Origin of the sequence: Streptomyces sp. ID05-39B, assembly GCF_033794725.1 — a bacterium.
Lineage (GTDB): Bacteria > Actinomycetota > Actinomycetes > Streptomycetales > Streptomycetaceae > Streptomyces > Streptomyces bobili.
Map to the genome: position 1 here is coordinate 23,984 of NZ_JARGEF010000041.1, position 19,058 is coordinate 43,041.

Annotated in this window: 14 protein-coding genes; 7 read left to right on the forward strand and 7 right to left on the reverse strand. The window is 70.4% G+C overall.

All coding sequences use genetic code 11. The features are described from left to right. Positions 1-114: 114 nt before the first annotated feature. Positions 115-3,309, reverse strand: a complete 3,195-nt coding sequence (gene ileS, locus P1P75_RS12325) for an isoleucine--tRNA ligase (RefSeq protein WP_319254536.1) — start codon at positions 3,307-3,309, stop codon at positions 115-117. A gap of 609 nt (positions 3,310-3,918) precedes the next feature. On the opposite strand from ileS, the gene P1P75_RS12330 reads away from it, so the two are divergent. From P1P75_RS12330 to P1P75_RS12345, 4 genes are all read left to right on the forward strand, one after another. Next, complete coding sequence (locus P1P75_RS12330) at positions 3,919-5,031, forward strand: TraR/DksA family transcriptional regulator (protein ID WP_319254538.1); 1,113 nt, start codon at positions 3,919-3,921, stop codon at positions 5,029-5,031. Positions 5,032-5,099: 68 nt separating this feature from the next. Further along, positions 5,100-5,750 (forward strand): signal peptidase II, encoded by a 651-nt coding sequence (gene lspA, locus P1P75_RS12335; RefSeq protein ID WP_319254540.1) that lies wholly within the window; start codon positions 5,100-5,102, stop codon positions 5,748-5,750. 43 nt (positions 5,751-5,793) lie between these two features. Then, positions 5,794-6,738, forward strand: coding sequence for an RluA family pseudouridine synthase (locus tag P1P75_RS12340; protein ID WP_319254542.1), 945 nt, complete (start codon positions 5,794-5,796; stop codon positions 6,736-6,738). After that, complete coding sequence (locus P1P75_RS12345; protein WP_319254544.1) at positions 6,735-7,214, forward strand: GNAT family N-acetyltransferase; 480 nt, start codon at positions 6,735-6,737, stop codon at positions 7,212-7,214. Before P1P75_RS12340 ends, P1P75_RS12345 begins: the two co-directional genes overlap by 4 nt. Positions 7,215-7,379: 165 nt before the next feature. Here P1P75_RS12345 and P1P75_RS12350 read toward each other — a convergent pair whose 3' ends face one another. Further along, positions 7,380-8,492 (reverse strand): mechanosensitive ion channel domain-containing protein, encoded by a 1,113-nt coding sequence (locus P1P75_RS12350; RefSeq protein ID WP_319254546.1) that lies wholly within the window; start codon positions 8,490-8,492, stop codon positions 7,380-7,382. 122 nt (positions 8,493-8,614) lie between these two features. On the opposite strand from P1P75_RS12350, the gene P1P75_RS12355 reads away from it, so the two are divergent. Then, a complete protein-coding gene (locus P1P75_RS12355) occupies positions 8,615-9,184 on the forward strand; it encodes a dienelactone hydrolase family protein (protein WP_319254548.1) in 570 nt (189 codons plus the stop codon). A 29-nt stretch (positions 9,185-9,213) separates the two neighbouring features. Here P1P75_RS12355 and P1P75_RS12360 read toward each other — a convergent pair whose 3' ends face one another. From P1P75_RS12360 to P1P75_RS12375, 4 genes are all read right to left on the reverse strand, one after another. After that, entirely contained in the window at positions 9,214-10,896 is a 1,683-nt protein-coding gene (locus P1P75_RS12360; protein ID WP_319254550.1) for an alkaline phosphatase D family protein, read from the reverse strand. A 97-nt stretch (positions 10,897-10,993) separates the two neighbouring features. Further along, on the reverse strand, positions 10,994-11,806 hold the full coding sequence (locus tag P1P75_RS12365) for a thioredoxin domain-containing protein (RefSeq protein ID WP_319254552.1): 813 nt from the start codon (positions 11,804-11,806) through the stop codon (positions 10,994-10,996). A gap of 95 nt (positions 11,807-11,901) precedes the next feature. After that, the gene (locus tag P1P75_RS12370) at positions 11,902-12,597 is read right to left on the reverse strand and encodes a hypothetical protein (RefSeq protein WP_319254554.1); all 696 of its coding nucleotides are present in this window, start codon (positions 12,595-12,597) and stop codon (positions 11,902-11,904) included. A 92-nt stretch (positions 12,598-12,689) separates the two neighbouring features. Beyond that, positions 12,690-14,039 carry a DUF2252 domain-containing protein gene (locus P1P75_RS12375; protein ID WP_319254556.1) on the reverse strand — a complete coding sequence of 450 codons (1,350 nt, stop codon included), beginning with the start codon at positions 14,037-14,039 and terminating at the stop codon, positions 12,690-12,692. A 204-nt stretch (positions 14,040-14,243) separates the two neighbouring features. On the opposite strand from P1P75_RS12375, the gene dnaE reads away from it, so the two are divergent. Next, positions 14,244-17,783: a DNA polymerase III subunit alpha gene (gene dnaE, locus P1P75_RS12380; RefSeq protein WP_319254558.1), complete on the forward strand. Its 3,540-nt coding sequence runs from the start codon at positions 14,244-14,246 to the stop codon at positions 17,781-17,783. A 139-nt stretch (positions 17,784-17,922) separates the two neighbouring features. Here dnaE and P1P75_RS12385 read toward each other — a convergent pair whose 3' ends face one another. After that, a complete protein-coding gene (locus P1P75_RS12385; protein ID WP_319254560.1) occupies positions 17,923-18,090 on the reverse strand; it encodes a hypothetical protein in 168 nt (55 codons plus the stop codon). Positions 18,091-18,314: 224 nt separating this feature from the next. Here P1P75_RS12385 and P1P75_RS12390 point away from each other — a divergent pair. Next, the coding region (locus P1P75_RS12390) for an NYN domain-containing protein (protein WP_319254562.1) at positions 18,315-19,058 on the forward strand (744 nt) is incomplete at its 3' end.

The window sequence follows — 19,058 nt, forward strand, 5'->3', positions numbered from 1 at the left end:
CGCCCTTTTTCGCGCGCCCGCCCGATGCGGGCCGCCTCGGGCGGGCGCCGGACACGGCGAAGGGCCCGGTCTCCCGCAGCGGGAGACCGGGCCCTGCCGAGCGAGCCGGAGGCGTTACGCCTTGCGCAGGCGGAACGTGAGGGTCAGGGCCTCGTCCGTGAACGGGGCGCCGTAGGTGTCGTCCGCCTCACCCTCGGCGCTGTGCTCGTTCAAGAAGGCCGTGGCGAGGACCTCGTCCGAGATCAGGGACGCGTGGCCGGTCAGCGCGTCGACGACTTCCGGGTCGGTCGCGGTCCAGCGGAGCGCGATGCGATCGGCGACGTCGAGGCCGCTGTTCTTGCGGGCCTCCTGGATCAGGCGGATCGCGTCACGGGCCAGGCCCGCCCGGCGCAGCTCCTCGGTGATCTCCAGGTCGAGGGCGACCGTCGCGCCCGAGTCGGACGCCACCGACCAGCCCTCGCGCGGGGTCTCCGTGATGATGACCTCGTCCGGAGCGAGGGTGATGGTCTCGCCGTCGACCTCCACCGACGCCGTGCCCTCGCGCAGGGCGAGGGCGAGCGCGGCCGCGTCGGCGTTCGCCACCGCCTTGGCCACGTCCTGGACGCGCTTGCCGAACCGCTTGCCCAGGGCGCGGAAGTTGGCCTTGGCGGTCGTGTCGACCAGGCTGCCGCCGACCTCGGAGAGCGACGCGAGCGACGCGACGTTCAGCTCCTCCGTGATCTGCGCGTGCAGCTCGGCGGAAAGCGTGTCGAAGCCGTTGGCCGCGATGAGCGCGCGGCGCAGCGGCTGGCGGGTCTTGACGCCCGACTCCGCCCGCGTGGCGCGGCCCAGTTCGACCAGGCGGCGCACCAGGAGCATCTGCTTCGACAGCTCCGGGTCGATCGCGCCGAGGTCGGCCTCCGGCCAGGACGCCAGGTGCACCGACTCCGGGGCGCCCGGGGTGACCGGCGCGACCAGGTCCTGCCAGACCCGTTCGGTGATGAACGGCGTCAGCGGGGCCATCAGCTTCGTGACCGTCTCGACGACCTCGTGCAGGGTGCGCAGCGCGGCCTTGTCGCCCTGCCAGAAGCGGCGACGGGAGCGGCGTACGTACCAGTTGGACAGGTCGTCGACGAACGCGGAGAGGAGCTTGCCGGCGCGCTGGGTGTCGTAGGCCTCCAGCGCCTGGGTCACCTGGTCGGTGAGCGCGTGGAGTTCGGACAGGAGCCAGCGGTCCAGGACGGTGCGGTCGGCCGGGGCCGGGTCGGCCTCGGAGGGGGCCCAGCCGGACGTGCGGGCGTACAGCGCCTGGAAGGCGACCGTGTTCCAGTAGGTCAGCAGGGTCTTGCGCACCACCTCCTGGATGGTGCCGTGACCGACGCGGCGGGCCGCCCAGGGGGAGCCGCCGGCCGCCATGAACCAGCGGACCGCGTCGGCGCCGTGCTGGTCCATCAGCGGGATCGGCTGGAGGATGTTGCCCAGGTGCTTGGACATCTTGCGGCCGTCCTCGGCGAGGATGTGGCCGAGGCAGACGACGTTCTCGTAACTGGACTTGTCGAAGACCAGGGTGCCGATCGCCATCAGCGTGTAGAACCAGCCGCGGGTCTGGTCGATGGCCTCGCTGATGAACTGCGCCGGGTAGCGGGACTCGAAGAGTTCCTTGTTCTTGTACGGGTAGCCCCACTGCGCGAACGGCATCGAACCGGAGTCGTACCAGGCGTCGATGACCTCGGGCACGCGCGTGGCGAGCCGGCCGCAGTCCTCCTGCGGGCAGTCGAAGGTGACGGCGTCGATGTACGGGCGGTGCGGGTCGAGTTCGGACTGGTCCGTGCCGGTCAGCCCGGTCAGCTCCGCGCGTGAGCCGACGACGGTGAGGTGGTCGTCCTCGCAGCGCCAGATCGGCAGCGGGGTGCCCCAGTAGCGGCTGCGGGACAGCGCCCAGTCGATGTTGTTGTTCAGCCAGTCGCCGAAACGGCCGTGCTTGACCGTGTCCGGGTACCAGTTGGTCTTCTCGTTCTCCTCCAGGAGACGGTCCTTGACGGCCGTCGTGCGGATGTACCAGGACGGCTGCGCGTAGTAGAGCAGCGCGGTGTGGCAGCGCCAGCAGTGCGGGTAGCTGTGCTCGTAGGGGATGTGCTTGAAGAGCAGGCCGCGGCTCTGGAGGTCTTCGGTGAGCTTTTCGTCCGCCTTCTTGAAGAAGACGCCGCCGACCAGCGGGACGTTCTCCTCGAAGGTGCCGTTGGGGCGGATCGGGTTCACGACCGGCAGGCCGTACGCGCGGCACACCTTGAGGTCGTCCTCACCGAAGGCGGGGGACTGGTGGACCAGACCGGTGCCGTCCTCGGTCGTGACGTACTCGGCGTTGACGACGAAGTGGGCGGGCTCCGGACTGTGCCCATCGGTTCCCTCGCCGACGCTCGGGAACTCCACGAGCTCGAACGGACGTTGATACCTCCAGCGCTCCATCTCGGCGCCGGTGAAGGACTCGCCGGTGGTCTCCCAGCCCTCGCCGAGCGCCTTGTCGACGAGCGGCTGCGCCACCACGAGGTTCTCCTCGCCGTTCGTCACGACGACGTACGTGACGTCGGGGTGTGCGGCGACGGCCGTGTTGGAGACCAGCGTCCAGGGCGTCGTGGTCCACACCAGGAGCGCGGCCCGGCCGGCCAGCGGACCGGAGGTGAGCGGGAAACGGACGTACACCGAGGGGTCGACGATCGTCTCGTAGCCCTGCGCCAGCTCGTGGTCCGACAGGCCCGTCTCGTCGCGCGGGCACCAGGGGGCCACGCGGTAGTCCTGCACCAGCAGGCCCTTGTCGAAGATCTCCTTGAGCGACCACCACACCGACTCGACGTACTCGGGGTCCATGGTGCGGTAGGCGTCGTCCAGGTCGACCCAGTAGCCCATGCGGTTGGTCAGCTCGGTGAACGCGTCGGTGTGGCGCGTCACGGAGTCACGGCACCGGGCGTTGAACTCGGCGATGCCGTACGCCTCGATGTCCTGCTTGCCGGTGAAACCCAGCTCCTTCTCCACCGCCAGTTCCACGGGCAGACCGTGGCAGTCCCAGCCGGCCTTGCGGGCCACGTGGTAGCCGCGCATGGTGCGGAAGCGGGGGAAGACGTCCTTGAAGACGCGCGCCTCGATGTGGTGGGCGCCCGGCATGCCGTTGGCGGTGGGCGGGCCCTCGTAGAACACCCACTCGGGGCGGCCCTCGGACTGTTCCAGGCTCTTGGCGAAGATCTTCTGCTCGCGCCAGAAGTCGAGCACGGCGTGCTCGAGGGCGGGCAGGTCGACCTGGGCGGGTACCTGGCGGTACTGCGGCTGCGTGTTCAACGAGCTTCCTCCGGCGGATGTGCTGCCTTCCGTCGGAGGGACGAGAGCCTTGTCCACGCCGTGTGCGGCGCGCTCCCGCGGTACCACCCTCCTTGGCCCTCCGGTGCGCCGTACGCCCCGGGGAACCCCCTCATTGGGGTCGCGATGCCGGTTCTACCAGCCCTGGCAGCCCGTGGGCGGAGCCCACTGACCAAGGCGTTCTTCCGGCGGCTCCGGGGTGATCTTCACGTCGCGCTCGCCCCCGGGCTTCCACCGTCCCCGGGTCGCTCTGGGCTGCGTACGCCGCTACTCGTCCCCATCCACGCTTCTCGCTCCGCCCAGTGTACGGCGCCGCGCGGACAGCGGCCGACCGGTTTTCGGGGCCGCGGGCCGGGCGCTCGCGGCGGTCCCCGATGACCCGAATGGCGAGGGGCGCCGCTTCTTGCCCCGGGACTGGCGACCGGGCGGATTACCCGGCGGGGAGCTGGGCACAACGGATGCAGGCTTGGCGCGTGACGTGCGCGAGGTGGGCGAATCGGGCGGTGTGCCCCGTTGCCGCGGGACTCAAGTCGATTTATCGTCCCAGCACGATTCGCGTGCAAGATCACAATATGTGAAGGGGCCGCGGCCATGGTGGCGAAGAAGACCGCCGTACAGCAGTCGGCGTCCGGCAGGTCCACCGGCGCCTCCGGCGGTGCGGCCAAGGATGTCGGTGCGAAGAAGAGCACGCGGGGAGGGAGCACGGGCACGGCGGACGCCAAGCAGGTGAAGCAGGTGAAGCAGGTGAAGCAGGCGAAGGCCGTGGGCCCGGGGGGAGCCGGGAAGACGGCGGCAGAGAAGGTGCCGGCGAAGAAGGCCTCGCCTGCCGGAAAGGCCGCGGCCTCCGGCCCGGCTGCCACCTCCGAGGCCGCCGGCGCGTCCAAGAGGACGGGAGCCTCCAAGAAGACGGCGGCTTCCAAGAAGACCGCGGCCGCCAAGAAGGCGGCTGCCAGGACCGCGGCCGTCAGGAAGGCGCCCGCCAGGAAGGCACCGGCGAAGAAGGCGGCCGTAGGCGGGAAGGCGGCCGCCGCCGAGGAGGGCGTGGTCCGCGAGTCGGACGCCGGTCCGCAGAGTGCGGTCGGCGAGGTGGACGCCGGCCCGGAGGGGGCCGGCGACAGGGGCGGTGCGGCGGCCGGGAAGGGGACCGCCCGCAGGAGCACCGCCGGCAAGAGCACGGCCAAGAAGGTGGGCGCGGCCTCGGCCGCGGAGCAGACGGGAGCCACGACAGTGGTTGCGAAGAAGACTCCTGGCACGGCCACGGCGGCGAAGACCGCCGTTCCGAAGGCACGTTTCGCCGCGGCGGAGCCCGGCGAACTGGCGGTGCGCCCCGGCGAGGACCCCTGGACGCCCGAGGAGGTCGAGCAGGCCCGCGCCGAGCTGGACTCCGAGAAGAACCGGCTGCGCGCCGAGCTGGCCTCGTCCGAGGCGGCCCTGGTGGGACTGATGAGGGACTCGGGAGACGGCGCCGGGGACGACCAGGCGGACACCGGGACGAAGAACATCACGCGCGAGCACGAACTGGCGCTGGCCGCCAACGCGCGCGAGATGCTGGTCCAGACCGAGCACGCCCTGGAGCGGCTGGACGCGGGCACCTACGGCCTGTGCGAGAACTGCGGCAATCCCATCGGCAAGGCCCGCATGCAGGCCTTCCCGCGGGCCACCCTGTGCGTCGAGTGCAAGCAGAAGCAGGAGCGCCGGTACTGATCACCCGGCCGTCGTCGAAGCGTGCCGTACCCTCGTCCTCAGTCAGGTACCTAGGTCGAGGGACTCACGTGGCAGAGGCGGAGCGCATCATCGGTAGGCCGGATACTCCAGAGGCGGCGGGAGCCGAGCCGGAGCCGTCCGGCGGGAACGCCGGGCAGCCGGAGCGGCCGGATTCCGGCGACTCCTTGGGTGCGGACGAGTCCACGGCGCAGGCCGCCGGGCAGCAGCCCCGCGGCAGGCGCCGTATCGCCGTGCTGTTCGGGGTCGCCGCGTTCGCGTACGTCATCGACCTGGTCAGCAAGCTGATCGTGGTCGCGAAGCTGGAGCACCACCAGCCGGTCGAGGTCGTCGGGGACTGGCTGCGATTCGAGGCGATCCGCAACGCGGGCGCCGCCTTCGGCTTCGGCGAGGCCTTCACCGTGATCTTCACGGTGATCGCGGCGGCGGTGATCGTGGTGATCGCCCGGCTGGCCCGCAAGCTCTACAGCCTGCCCTGGGCGATCGCGCTGGGCCTGCTGCTCGGGGGCGCGCTCGGCAACCTCACCGACCGGATCTTCCGTGCGCCGGGGGTCTTCGAGGGCGCGGTGGTGGACTTCATCGCGCCGAAGCACTTCGCGGTCTTCAACCTGGCCGACTCGGCGATCGTGTGCGGTGGAATCCTGATCGTCCTGCTGTCCTTCAAGGGCCTCGACCCGGACGGGACCGTCCACAAGGACTGAGCGTGTGTTCGGGGGTGCCGGACCTGTCCGGCATACTCGACGGGTGAGCACGATTCCCGAGACCCGCAACCTGCCCGTGCCCGACGGCCTGGAGGGCGAGCGTGTAGACGCCGCCATCTCCCGCATGTTCGGCTTCTCCCGTACCAAGGCCGCAGAGCTGGCGGCCGCGGGGAAGGTCACGGTCGACGGGTCGGTGGTCGGGAAGTCCGACCGGGTGCACGGCGGGGCCTGGCTCGAGGTCGAGATGCCGCAGGCGCCCGCGCCGGTGCAGGTGGTCGCCGAGCCCGTCGAGGGCATGGAGATCGTGCACGACGACGACGACGTGGTCGTGATCGTCAAGCCGGTCGGGGTGGCCGCCCACCCGTCGCCCGGCTGGACCGGCACGACCGTCATCGGCGGACTCGCCGCCGCCGGCTACCGCATCTCCACCTCCGGTGCCGCCGAGCGCCAGGGCATCGTGCACCGGCTCGACGTGGGCACCTCCGGGCTGATGGTGGTCGCCAAGTCGGAGCGTGCGTACACCTCGCTGAAGCGCCAGTTCAAGGAGCGCACGGTCGACAAGCGCTACCACGCGCTCGTCCAGGGCCACCCGGACCCCACCAGCGGCACCATCGACGCGCCCATCGGCCGCCACCCCCAGCACGACTACAAGTGGGCGGTCACCGCCGAGGGCAAGCCCTCCGTCACGCACTACGACCTGATCGAGGCCTTCCGCGCCGCCTCCCTGCTGGACATCAAGCTGGAGACCGGCCGCACCCACCAGATCCGCGTCCACATGGCCGCCCACCGCCACCCGTGCGTCGGCGACCTGACCTATGGCGCCGACCCGACGCTCGCCAAGCGGCTGATGCTGACCCGCCAGTGGCTGCACGCGGTCCGGCTGGGCTTCGAGCACCCCGGGGACGGTGAGTGGGCCGAGTTCGCCTGCGAGTACCCGGACGACCTCGAGCAGGCCCTCGACCAGGTCCGCGAGGAGACCTACGGATGAGCGGCCCGCGCGGGTACGTGATCCGCGTCGCGGAGGACCCCGCCGACCGTGAGGCCTGCTTCGCGGTCCGCAAGGAGGTCTTCGTCGGCGAGCAGGGCGTCCCCGAGGACATCGAGTACGACGCCCACGACGCCGGCGCGGTGCATGTGCTGGCGGTCCGCGAGGACGGCGTACCACTCGGGACCGGGCGGCTGCTGTACGGCGCGGAGGTCGCGGCGAAGACCGGCGGGGACCTGTCGGTCGGCTCACTGGGGCGGCTCGCCGTCACCAGGGAGGCGCGCGGGCTCGGCGTCGGGGCCGCGCTGGTGTCGGCCATCGAGGACGCGGCACGTGCGCGTGGACTCGCGGCGGTCGACCTGCACGCGCAGACGCACGCCCTCGGGTTCTACGAGCGTCTGGGGTACGAGGCGTACGGCCCGGAGTTCCGGGACGCGGGCATCCCGCACCGGGCGATGCGGCGGGGCCTCCAGCCGTAGCCGGACGGCGGGGCGCCGAACGGGCCGCCGGCGAGGGCCACGTGGCAGGCCTGAGCTCCGCCGGGTGACGTCTCGGCCTCCGGAGCACCGACCCCTGCGTCAGTCGGCCCTGCCGTCCGTCGTGTCGCGCCGCCGCGGGTATCGGGCCCGCGGCGGCACGGGCCGTCAGCGGTCCGCGCGCGGTGACTCGTGGGCGCGGCGCTGGGGTGCGATGCCGCCGGGTACGCGGCCGTTGGCGCGGTTCGGGGGCAGGAGCGCGTCGGCGGTGTTGACGCGGGGCAGGGCGTACGGGTGCTCCTCGGCCAGCCAGCGGATCATCTTCTCCCGGACGGTGACCCGGACCGTCCAGATGTCGTCGGCGTCCTTGGCCGTCGCCAGCGCCCTGACCTCAAGGGTGTTGGGAGTGGTGTCGGTGACGTCCAGGCCGTAGGCGCGGCCGTCCCAGGCCGGGCACTCGCGGAGGATGTCGCGAAGCTTCTCCCGCATCGCGTCCAGCGGTGCCGAATGGTCGACGTGCCAGTAGACGATGCCGGTCATCTGCGGGGTGCCGCGCGACCAGTTCTCGAACGGCTTGGACGTGAAGTACGAGACGGGCATGGTGATCCGGCGCTCGTCCCAGGTCCGCACGGTGAGGAAGGTCAGTGTGATCTCCTCCACGGTGCCCCATTCGCCGTCCACCACCACCGTGTCGCCCATGCGCACCATGTCGCCGAAGGCGATCTGGAACCCGGCGAACATGTTGCTCAGCGTCGACTGGGCGGCGACACCGGCGACGATGCCGATGATGCCCGCCGAGGCCAGCAGCGAGGCGCCGGCCGCCCGGAACGCCGGGAACGTCAGCAGCATCGCCGCCACCGCGACCACGCCGACGACGGCGGAGACCACCCGCATGATCAGCGACACCTGCGTGCGGACCCGCCGCACCCGGGCCGCGTCGTGGTGCACGCGCGCGTACCGGGTGTACGTGGTCTCGACGACCGCGCCGACGATCCTGACGGCCAGCCAGGCCGCCGACCCGATCAGCACCAGGGTGAGCGTGCGGCCGACGCCGACGCGGTGGTCCTCCAGCACCTCGGCCCGGTCGAACGACCCTCTCAGCAGCGCCGCGCAGAGCACGAGCTGGTACGGGATGCGCCCTCGGCGCAGCAGCCCCCACAGGGACGTCTCCGGATGCCGTTCATCGGCCTTGCACAGCAGTCGGTCGGTGGCCCAGCCGATGAACAACGTCAGCACGACCGAACCGCCGACCACGATCAGTGGGCGGAGCAGGTTCTCCATGCCATCGAACGTAACCGGCCCGGCGGGGTCGTGAACATGCGGACGGTGTGAAGAGACCCACGTGCCGGGTGGCGGGGGAAGGCTCGTGGGGCGTTGTCGGTGCCGGCTGGCACCATGGCCTCATGAACATCATGCTCTTCCACTCGACCTACGGACCGCGCCCCGCGGTGCGCGCCGCGGCGGACCGGCTGCGCGCCGCCGGCCACGAGGTGTGGACCCCGGACCTCTTCGACGGGCGCACGTTCGACACGGTCGAGGAGGGCATGGCCCACAACGAGAAGATCGGCAAGGACGAGTTGCTCAGGAGAGCCGTCCTGGCCGCCGCGCCCTACTCCGAGCGCGGGCTCGTGTACGCCGGGTTCTCGCTGGGCGCGTCGATCGCGCAGACCCTCGCCCTCGGCGACGAGAGGGCACGCGGCCTGCTGCTTCTGCACGGCACTTCCGACCTCGCGCCCAACGCCTCGGTCGACGGCCTGCCGGTACAGCTGCACGTGGCCGAGCCGGACCCGTTCGAGACCGACGACTGGCTGAGCGCCTGGTACCTCCAGATGGGCCGGGCGGGCGCCGACGTGGAGGTCTACCGGTACGCCGGGGCCGGTCACCTCTACACCGACCCCGGCCTGCCCGACCACGACGCGGAGGCGGCCGAGGCCACCTGGCGGGTGGCGCTCGGCTTCCTCGACAGCCTGTAGACAGTCCGTAGCCGGCCTGTGGACCGCGGCTACACGGGGTCGTACGTCCGCTCGACCTTCTGCGTGCCGGTGCGGGTGCGGTAGGACCGGGACCAGGACGAGGTCGCGTCCGCCTTCGTGCGGCTGGACACCACGTAGAAGTCCATCTGCGCGCGGTCGGCGGTGATGTCCAGGACGCCGTAGCCGTGCCGGTCGGTGTCCACCCAGTGGACGTGGCGGTTGGCGGCCCTGATGACCGGCGCGGCGAGCGCGGAGACCGTGCCCTCGGGGACCTTCACGATGTCGTCGAGGTTGTCCGAGGTCACCGAGGTCACCACGAACTCCGTGGCGGCCGAGGCGGACAGCGGGTAGGTCCCGGCGTCCACGGGCACGTCGTTGGCCCACGCCATGTGGATGTCGCCGGTCAGGAAGACGGTGTTGCGGATGGCGTTCGCGCGCAGGTGGGCGAGGAGCTCGCGGCGGTCGTCCGTGTAACCGTCCCACTGGTCGGTGTTGAGGGCGAGGCCCTCCTGCGGCAGGCCGAGCAGCTTGGCGAGCGGCTTGAGCAGGGTGGCCGAGAGGGAGCCGATGGCGAACGGCGAGATCATCACCGAGTTGCCGACCAGCCGCCAGGTGGTGTCGGACGCCTTCAGGCCGGCCTTGAGCCAGTCCAGCTGGGCGCGGCCGGTGAGGGTGCGGTCCGGGTCGTCGACGTCACCGTTGCCTACGGAGACCTGCTGGGAGCGGAAGGAACGCAGGTCCAGCAGGGAGAGGTCGGCGAGCTTGCCGAAGCGCAGCCGGCGGTAGGTGGTTCCCGCCAGCGCCGGGCGGACCGGCATCCACTCGAAGTAGGCCTGCTTGGCGGCCGCCTGACGGTTCGCCCAGGTGCCCTCGGCGCCCTCGGTGTGGTTCTCGGCGCCGCCCGACCAGGTGTCGTTGGCGATCTCGTGGTCGTCCCAGATCGCGATGACGGGCGCCTTGGCGTGCAGGGCCTGGAGATCGGGGTCGGTCTTGTACTTGCCGTGCCGGGTGCGGTAGTCGGCGAGGGTGAGGATCTCGTGCGTGGGCGCGTGCCGGCGTACGACGGTGTCGCGGGTGCCGTACTCGCCGGTGCCGTACTCGTAGATGTAGTCGCCGAGGTGCAGCCAGGCGTCGAGGTCGCCGCGGGCGGCGAGGTGACGGTAGGAGGAGAAGTAGCCGGCCTCCCAGTTGGCGCAGGAGGCCACGCCGAAGCGCAGGCCCGCCACGGACGCGTCCGCCGCCGGCGCGGTGCGGGTACGCGCCACCGGGGAGTCGGTCCCGCCGGCCGAGAAGCGGAACCAGTAGTCGGTGGCCGGGGCCAGACCGCGGACGTCGGCCTTGACGGTGTGGTCGGCGGCGGCGGTCGCGGTCACGGACCCCTTGGCGACGACGGTCGTCAGCGCCTTGTCCCTGGCGACGACCCACTCGACCTCGGTGTCCGGGCCGCGCCCGGAGCCGGGTATCGCGTCGGCGGTGGGGGTCACCCGGGTCCACAGCAGGACGCCGTCGGGCAGCGGGTCGCCGGAGGCGACACCGTGCAGGAAGGCGGGGGCCTCGTCGGCGGCCCGCGCCGGCAGGGCTGCGGCGAGCGGCCCGGCCAGCACGGCGGTGGCGGCAGCGGCCTTGACGACCGTACGGCGGCGCGGGGTACGCGCGGCCACGCGATCTGACGGAGTGTCGGTGCTCTCTGTTGATCTGTATCGACTGGTCACGGGCGATCAGATTACTGATCAGTACGACAAAGAGCGGGCGAACTGACAAAAGTTCGCCCGCTCTTCGGTTTTCCGCCCTCCCGGCCGCTCGGTCCGGTCAGGCCTTGAGGGCGGCCTCGAGCGCGGTGGTGAAGTCGGCGACCGTCATCGGGGCGTTGTCGCTGCCCGGTGCGGTCAGGGACTTCCCGTCCATCCTCAGCGTCGGAGTGCCCTTCACACCGCTGTCGTCGAACGTCTCGGACATCTCCAGCGCCCACTTGTCGAAGGTGCCGTCCTTCACGGCCTTCTGGAACTTGGCGTTGCTCTTCAGCGCGGGCACCGTGTCGGCCACCTTGATCAGGTAGCTGTCGTCCTTGAACTTGTCGTCGCTCTCCTCGGGGTGCCACTTCGCCGAGTACATCGCGGTCTTGTACTCGAGGAACGCCTCCGGGCTGACGTCGAGCGCGGCACCGAGCGCGCTGAGCGCGTTCTTGGAGCCCTCGCCGGACAGGCCGTTGTCGAGGAAGGTGGCGCCGACGAACTGGAGCTTGTACTTGCCGGCGTCGTAGTCCGACTTCACGGTGGCGCCGACGGTCTGCTCGAACTGGGCGCAGACGGGACAGCGCGGGTCCTCGTACATCACGAGGGTCTTCTTCGCGGTGCTCTTGCCCATCACGACCGTGGTGCCGTTCTCACCGGTGGTGTTGGCCGGCTTGACCAGGGGGTTGTCCGCGGCCTCCTCCCAGTAGGTGGGCTTGTTGTTCTGGACGACCGCGTAACCTATGCCGCCGGCCGCCGCCAGCACTCCGACGACCGAGCAGGCCACGATGACCTGGCGCTTGATCTTGGTGCGCTTGGCCTGGCGTTCGCGCTCGACGCGGAGCCGCTCGCGAGCCGCCGTCTTCGCCGCCGCACTGTTGCGCTTGCTCATGATGGTGTTCTCCAGGTGGGACGCGCGCAGGGGATGCGCGGGATACGTGGGTGTGGGGACTGTCGTGCTCGTGGCCGCGCCGGGCAGGGGGATGCTCAGGCGGCAGCGGCCGGGCGCGGGGGCCCACGACGTCCCAGGGAGTGCACGAGGATCCGGTCGAGGCCGGTGGCGGCCGGGCGGGGCGCGGGCCGCGGCAGCCGGCGGACGGCCGGGGCGCTGCGGACGGTCACGGCGGCCACGGCCAGCAGCAACGGCCGGAACGTCGTCGCGGTCGCCGCGCGCAGCACCTGGGCCAGCGCGCGCTCGCCCCGCCGCAGCCAGGCCGCGGCGAGGAGGCCGACGCCGATGTGCGCGCCCAGCAGCAGCCAGGCGGTCGACGGGTCGGCATGGGCGAGGAGGCCGCCGACCCGCTCCGGGTCGGTGCCTGTCACCCGGGCCAGCGGAGCGCCGACCGCGGTGCCGTCGCCGCACAGGAGGTCGAAGCCGACCGAGCGCAGCGGGCCGGCGACCGGGCCGCCCGCGGGGCCGTAGCAGACGTGCTGGCCGGTGGTGAAGACCGTGTCGGCCGCCAGCTCCAGCGGGATCAGCAGGGCGGCGATCCGCCCGAAGCCGCGCTCCCGGCCCGCCAGCGCGTAGGCGAGGAGGAACACGGCGACCGCGAGGGCGGCCACCGTGTTCAGCGGCAGCGGGGCCCGGGACAGCAGCACGTGCGACGCGGTGCTGAGCGTCACGACGACAGCCGTGAACAGCGCCGCGCGTACGGCTCTGAGGCGGGTCCCGGATATGTCCATGGCGGAGAAGAGTGTGTCACGCGCGCCTGTAAGAGGCCCCTAAACGGTCGCTGTGAGTGCCCTTTTCCTGAGGGATCTCGCTATGGATCCCGTCACAGGCCCGGGATCCGGCCGTTGCGGAACAGGTCGAGGAAGATCTGGTGGTCCGCACGCGCGCGTGCGCCGTAGGAGTGCGCGAACTCCACCAGGAGCGGCGCGAAGCTCTCCTCGTCGCCCGCCAGCGCCGCGTCGATGGCCCGCTCGGTGGAGAACGGCACCAGGGACTCGCCGGAGGTGTCGTCCGCCGCCGCGTGCATCGTGGCCGTGGCCCGGCCGAGGTCGGCGACGACGGCCGCGATCTCCTCGGGGTCGTCGATGTCACCCCAGTCCAGGTCCACCGCGTACGGCGAGACCTCGGCGACCAGCTGCCCCGCGCCGTCCAGCTCGGTCCAGCCCAGCCACGGGTCGGCGTGCGCCTGGAGGGCGCGCTGGGAGATCACCGTGCGGTGGCCCTCGTGCTGGAAGTACTCGCGGATCGCCCGGTCGGTGATGTGGCGGGAGACGGCCGGGGTCTGGGCCTGCTTGATGTAGATCACCACATCGTTCTCCAGGGCGTCGCTGTTGCCCTCCAGCAGGATGTTGTACGAGGGCAGGCCGGCCGAACCGATGCCGATGCCCCGGCGGCCGACGACGTCCTTCACCCGGTAGGAGTCCGGGCGGGTCAGGGAGGTCTCCGGCAGCGTCTCCAGATAGCCGTCGAAGGCGGCGAGGACCTTGTAGCGGGTGGCCGCGTCCAGCTCGATGGAGCCGCCCCCTGACGCGAAGCGGCGCTCGAAGTCGCGGATCTCGGTCATGGACTCCAGCAGCCCGAAGCGGGTCAGGGAACGGGCGTCGCGCAGGGCGTCCAGCAGCGGCCCGTCGGCCGTGTCCAGGGTGAAGGGCGGCACCTCGTCCTGCTTGGCGCCGGTGGCCAGGGCACGGATCCGCTCGCGGTACGCGCCCGCGTAGACCTGGACCAGCTCGGTGATCTGGTCGTCGCTGAGCGCCTTCGCGTACCCGACGAGGGCGATCGAGGCGGAGAAGCGCTTCAGGTCCCACAGGAAGGGACCGACGTACGCCTCGTCGAAGTCGTTGACGTTGAAGATCAGGCGGCCCTGGGAGTCCATGTAGGTGCCGAAGTTCTCGGCGTGCAGATCGCCGTGGATCCACACGCGCGAGGTGCGGTCGTCCAGGTACGGCCCGGTGAAGGTGTCGGCGTCGCCGCGGTCGCTGCGCGCCGCGTCCAGGTCGTGGTAGAAGAGGCAGGCCGTGCCCCGGTAGAACGCGAACGCCGAGGCTGCCATCTTGCGGAACTTCACGCGGAACGCGGCCGGGTCCGCGGCCAGGAGTTCGCCGAAGGCGGTGTCGAGGACGGCGAGGATCTCCTCGCCGCGAGGCTCTTCGTCGAGCTGCGGAACCGACATCGCGGGGTGCCTCCTGGTGCTTCATGTGTACGACAGCGTTTCTGCCGTCTCCAACGGGCGGACGCGTGCGAAAGTGCCCGCGGCCCCCGCTGTGAAGGTACGCGGGGGAGCCCGCCGGGTGTCAGTGCCGAGGCATAGACTTCGACGCTGACCCCAGGACTGTCCGCCAGCCCGTCGTCGTCCGTTTCCCTTGGAGGCCATGTCGTGTCGAAGCCGCCGTTCACGCACCTGCACGTTCACACCCAGTACTCGCTGCTGGACGGTGCCGCGCGGCTCAAGGACATGTTCGACGCGTGCAACGAGATGGGCATGACCCACATCGCCATGTCCGACCACGGCAACCTGCACGGGGCGTACGACTTCTTCCACACCGCCAAGAAGGCCGGGGTCACCCCGATCATCGGGATCGAGGCGTATGTCGCCCCCGAGTCGCGGCGCAACAAGCGCAAGATCCAGTGGGGCCAGCCGCACCAGAAGCGCGACGACGTCTCCGGCTCCGGCGGCTACACCCACAAGACGATCTGGGCGACCGACTCGACCGGCCTGCACAACCTCTTCAAGCTCTCCTCGGACGCGTACGCCGAGGGCTGGCTGCAGAAGTGGCCGCGGATGGACAAGGAGACCATCTCCCAGTGGTCCCAGGGGCTCGTCGCCTCCACCGGCTGCCCCTCGGGCGAGCTCCAGACCCGGCTGCGCCTCGGCCAGTACGACGAGGCGCTGAAGGCCGCCTCCGACTACCAGGACATCTTCGGCAAGGACCGCTACTTCCTGGAGCTGATGGACCACGGCATCGAGATCGAGCGCCGGGTCCGGGACGGCCTGCTGGACATCGGCAAGAAGCTCGGCATCCCGCCGCTGGTCACCAACGACTCGCACTACACGTACGCGCACGAGGCGACCGCCCACGACGCCCTGCTGTGCATCCAGACCGGCAAGAACCTCTCGGACCCCGACCGCTTCCGCTTCGACGGCACCGGCTACTACCTGAAGTCCACGGACGAGATGTACGCCGTCGACTCCTCGGAGGCCTGGCAGGAGGGCTGCGCAAACACCCTTCTGGTGGCCGAGATGGTCGACACCACCGGCATGTTCGAGGCGAAGAACCTCATGCCGAAGTTCGACATCCCCGAGGGCTTCACCGAGGTCAGCTGGTTCAAGGAGGAGGTCCGCCGGGGCATGGAGCGCCGCTTCCCGGGCGGCATCCCCGAGGACCGGCAGAAGCAGGTCGAGTACGAGATGGACGTCATCATCCAGATGGGGTTCCCGGGCTACTTCCTGGTCGTCGCCGACTTCATCATGTGGGCCAAGAACAACGGCATCGCCGTCGGCCCCGGCCGGGGCTCCGCGGCCGGCTCGATCGTCGCGTACGCCATGGGCATCACCGACCTCGACCCGATCCCGCACGGTCTGATCTTCGAGCGGTTCCTCAACCCCGAGCGCGTCTCCATGCCCGACGTCGACATCGACTTCGACGAGCGTCGGCGCGTCGAGGTGATCAGGTACGTGACCGAGAAGTACGGCGCCGACAAGGTCGCCATGATCGGCACCTACGGCAAGATCAAGGCGAAGAACGCCATCAAGGACTCCGCGCGCGTGCTGGGCTACCCGTACGCGATGGGCGACCGCCTCACCAAGGCGATGCCGGCCGACGTCCTGGGCAAGGGCATCGACCTGAACGGCATCACCGACCCCTCGCACCCCCGCTACAGCGAGGCGGGCGAGATCCGCGCGATGTACGAGAACGAGCCGGACGTGAAGAAGGTCATCGACACCGCCAAGGGCGTCGAGGGCCTGGTCCGGCAGATGGGCGTGCACGCGGCCGGCGTGATCATGTCCAGCGAGCCCATCGTCGACCACGCCCCCGTCTGGGTGCGCCACACCGACGGCGTGACCATCACGCAGTGGGACTACCCCCAGTGCGAGTCGCTGGGCCTGCTGAAGATGGACTTCCTGGGCCTGCGCAACCTCACGATCATGGACGACGCCATCAAGATGGTGAAGGCCAACAAGGGCATCGACCTGGAGATGCTCGCCCTGCCGCTGGACGACCCCACGACCTTCGAACTGCTCTGCCGCGGTGACACCCTCGGCGTCTTCCAGTTCGACGGCGGCCCGATGCGTTCGCTGCTGCGCCAGATGCAGCCCGACAACTTCGAGGACATCTCCGCCGTCTCGGCCCTCTACCGGCCGGGCCCGATGGGCATGAACTCGCACATCAACTACGCGGAGCGCAAGAACAAGCGCCAGGAGATCACGCCGATCCACCCGGAGCTGGAGGAGCCGCTGGAGGAGGTCCTCGCGGTCACCTACGGCCTGATCGTCTACCAGGAGCAGGTGCAGAAGGCCGCCCAGATCATCGCCGGGTACTCGCTCGGCGAGGCCGACATCCTGCGCCGCGTGATGGGCAAGAAGAAGCCCGACGAACTGGCGAAGAACTTCACCATCTTCCAGGCCGGCGCCAAGAAGAACGGCTACAGCGACGAGGCGATCCAGGCGCTGTGGGACGTGCTGGTCCCGTTCGCCGGATACGCCTTCAACAAGGCCCACTCGGCCGCGTACGGACTCGTCTCCTACTGGACGGCGTACCTGAAGGCGAACTACCCCGCCGAGTACATGGCGGCGCTGCTCACCTCGGTCAAGGACGACAAGGACAAGTCGGCCGTGTACCTCAACGAGTGCCGCCGCATGGGCATCAGGGTGCTCCCGCCGAACGTGAACGAGTCCGAGTCGAACTTCGCCGCGCAGGGCGACGACGTGATCCTCTTCGGCCTCTCCGCCGTGCGCAACGTCGGCACCAACGTGGTCGAGTCGATCATCAAGTCCCGCAAGGCCAAGGGGAAGTACTCCTCCTTCCCCGACTACCTCGACAAGGTCGAGGCGGTGGTCTGCAACAAGCGCACCACGGAATCGCTGATCAAGGCCGGCGCCTTCGACTCGATGGGCCACACCCGCAAGGGCCTCACCGCGCAGTACGAGCCGATGATCGACAACGTGGTGGCGGTCAAGCGCAAGGAGGCCGAGGGCCAGTTCGACCTCTTCGGCGGCATGGGCGAGGAACAGAACGACGAGCCCGGCTTCGGCCTGGACGTCGAGTTCACCACCGACGAGTGGGACAAGACGTACCTGCTCGCGCAGGAGCGCGAGATGCTCGGTCTGTACGTCTCCGACCACCCCCTCTTCGGTCTGGAGCACGTGCTCTCGGACAAGGCGGACGCGGGCATCGCCCAGCTCACCGGGGGCGAGCACTCGGACGGCGCGGTCGTCACCATCGGCGGCATCATCTCGGGCCTCCAGCGCAAGATGACCAAGCAGGGCAACGCCTGGGCCATCGCCACCGTCGAGGACCTCGCCGGCTCCATCGAGTGCATGTTCTTCCCCGCGACCTACCAGTTGGTCTCGACCCAACTCGTCGAGGACGCCGTGGTGTTCGTCAAGGGCCGCCTCGACAAGCGGGAGGACGTGCCGCGCCTGGTCGCCATGGAGCTCCAGGTGCCGGACCTGTCCAACGCGGGCACCAACGCCCCGGTGATCCTCACCATCCCGGCCGTGAGGGTCACCCCGCCGATGATCAACCGGCTCGGCGAGATCCTCACCCACCACCGGGGCGACAGCGAGGTCCGGATCAAGCTCCAGGGCCCGACGAAGACGACCGTGCTGCGCCTGGACCGGCACCGGGTCAAGCCCGACCCCGCCCTCTTCGGCGACCTGAAGGTACTGCTCGGCCCGTCCTGCCTGGCCGGCTGAGCGGCCGGCACACACCAGCGCGGGGACCCGGCACGCGCGGGCCCCGGCCACGCGCAGGACATACGCAAGGGGCGCATCCGGAGATCCGGATGCGCCCCTCATGCATGCGCAAGGGCGTCAAGGGCCCGTCAGGCAGATGCTAGTTGTGGCCGAAGCGCTTGCCGCGTCCCTTGCCGCGGGCCATGTCGCCGGGCGTCGTCTGCGGGGAGCGCGTCTCGTCCTGCGGCTCGAGGGTGGCCTGCGGTGCCGACTGCGGGGTGCGCTCGGACTGCGGCTGCTTACGGTCACGGTTCTTGTTCTTGGCCATGGGGATCTGCCTCCTGTTGGGGGTCTAGGGGCCAGGGCCGGATTCAGATTCACATAGGCTGACTTATGGCGCATTTCGGATAATTACCGTCGGTGACAGGGTTCGTCGGAGCGTCCCGCCCCGAAACGCCACGCCGAAGATCGAGTTCCGGCCGTTAACCCCCGTGCGGTCGGGCAGACTCGAAGCAGGCCCGAAGCAAATCTCCCGGGAAGAGGGTGAGTCGTGTGGACCGCTGCATCGTCCTGGTGGACGCCGGGTATCTGCTGGGGGCCGCCGCGAGTCTCCTCGCCGGAGAGCCCTCCAGATCCAGAATCACCGTCGATCACGCCGCCCTCGTCCAGGGCCTGCGCGAACAGGCGGAATCCGAGACCGAACGGCCGCTGCTGCGGATCTACTGGTTCGACGGCGCCCCCGACCGTGTCCCCCAGCCCGAACACCGCAGACTGCGTGTGATGCCCCGGGTCACCGTCCGGCTGGGCGCGCTGACCCGCAGCGACGGCCGCTGGGCGCAGAAGGGCGTCGACGCCGCCATGCATGCCGAGCTGACCGAGCTGGCCCGCAACCGCGCCTGCTCCGACGTCGTCCTGGTCACCGGCGACGGCGACCTGCTGCCCGGCATGATGGCAGCCAAGGAGCACGGCGTCGCCGTCCACCTGTGGGCCGTGCAGGCCGCCGACGGCGACTACAACCAGTCCGAGGACCTGGTCGCCGAGGCAGACGAACGGCGCGTCCTGGACCGTACGTGGATCACCAAGGCCGTCCGCGCCAAGGACTTCGGCGGGGTCTGCGCGCCGCCGCCCGTGCCGCGGCCCGAGATCGCCGCCATCCTCTCCGCCCCGCTGCCCGACTCCACCCTCGCACCCACGTCCGAGCGGCCCGCCGAACAGAGCGAGCACCCCTCCGCCCCCACCGACCACGGCACCCGGGAACGGGTCCCCGCCGCCAAGGGCGTCCCCACCCCCAAGGAC

Coding starts and splice junctions, on each gene's coding strand:
- P1P75_RS12330 (WP_319254538.1), top strand. CDS start 3,919: ATGGTGGCGAAGAAGACCGCCGTACAGCAGTCGGCGTCCGGCAGGTCC.
- P1P75_RS12345 (WP_319254544.1), top strand. CDS start 6,735: ATGAGCGGCCCGCGCGGGTACGTGATCCGCGTCGCGGAGGACCCCGCC.
- P1P75_RS12350 (WP_319254546.1), bottom strand. CDS start 8,492: ATGGAGAACCTGCTCCGCCCACTGATCGTGGTCGGCGGTTCGGTCGTG.
- P1P75_RS12355 (WP_319254548.1), top strand. CDS start 8,615: ATGAACATCATGCTCTTCCACTCGACCTACGGACCGCGCCCCGCGGTG.
- P1P75_RS12365 (WP_319254552.1), bottom strand. CDS start 11,806: ATGAGCAAGCGCAACAGTGCGGCGGCGAAGACGGCGGCTCGCGAGCGG.
- P1P75_RS12370 (WP_319254554.1), bottom strand. CDS start 12,597: ATGGACATATCCGGGACCCGCCTCAGAGCCGTACGCGCGGCGCTGTTC.
- P1P75_RS12375 (WP_319254556.1), bottom strand. CDS start 14,039: ATGTCGGTTCCGCAGCTCGACGAAGAGCCTCGCGGCGAGGAGATCCTC.
- P1P75_RS12385 (WP_319254560.1), bottom strand. CDS start 18,090: ATGGCCAAGAACAAGAACCGTGACCGTAAGCAGCCGCAGTCCGAGCGC.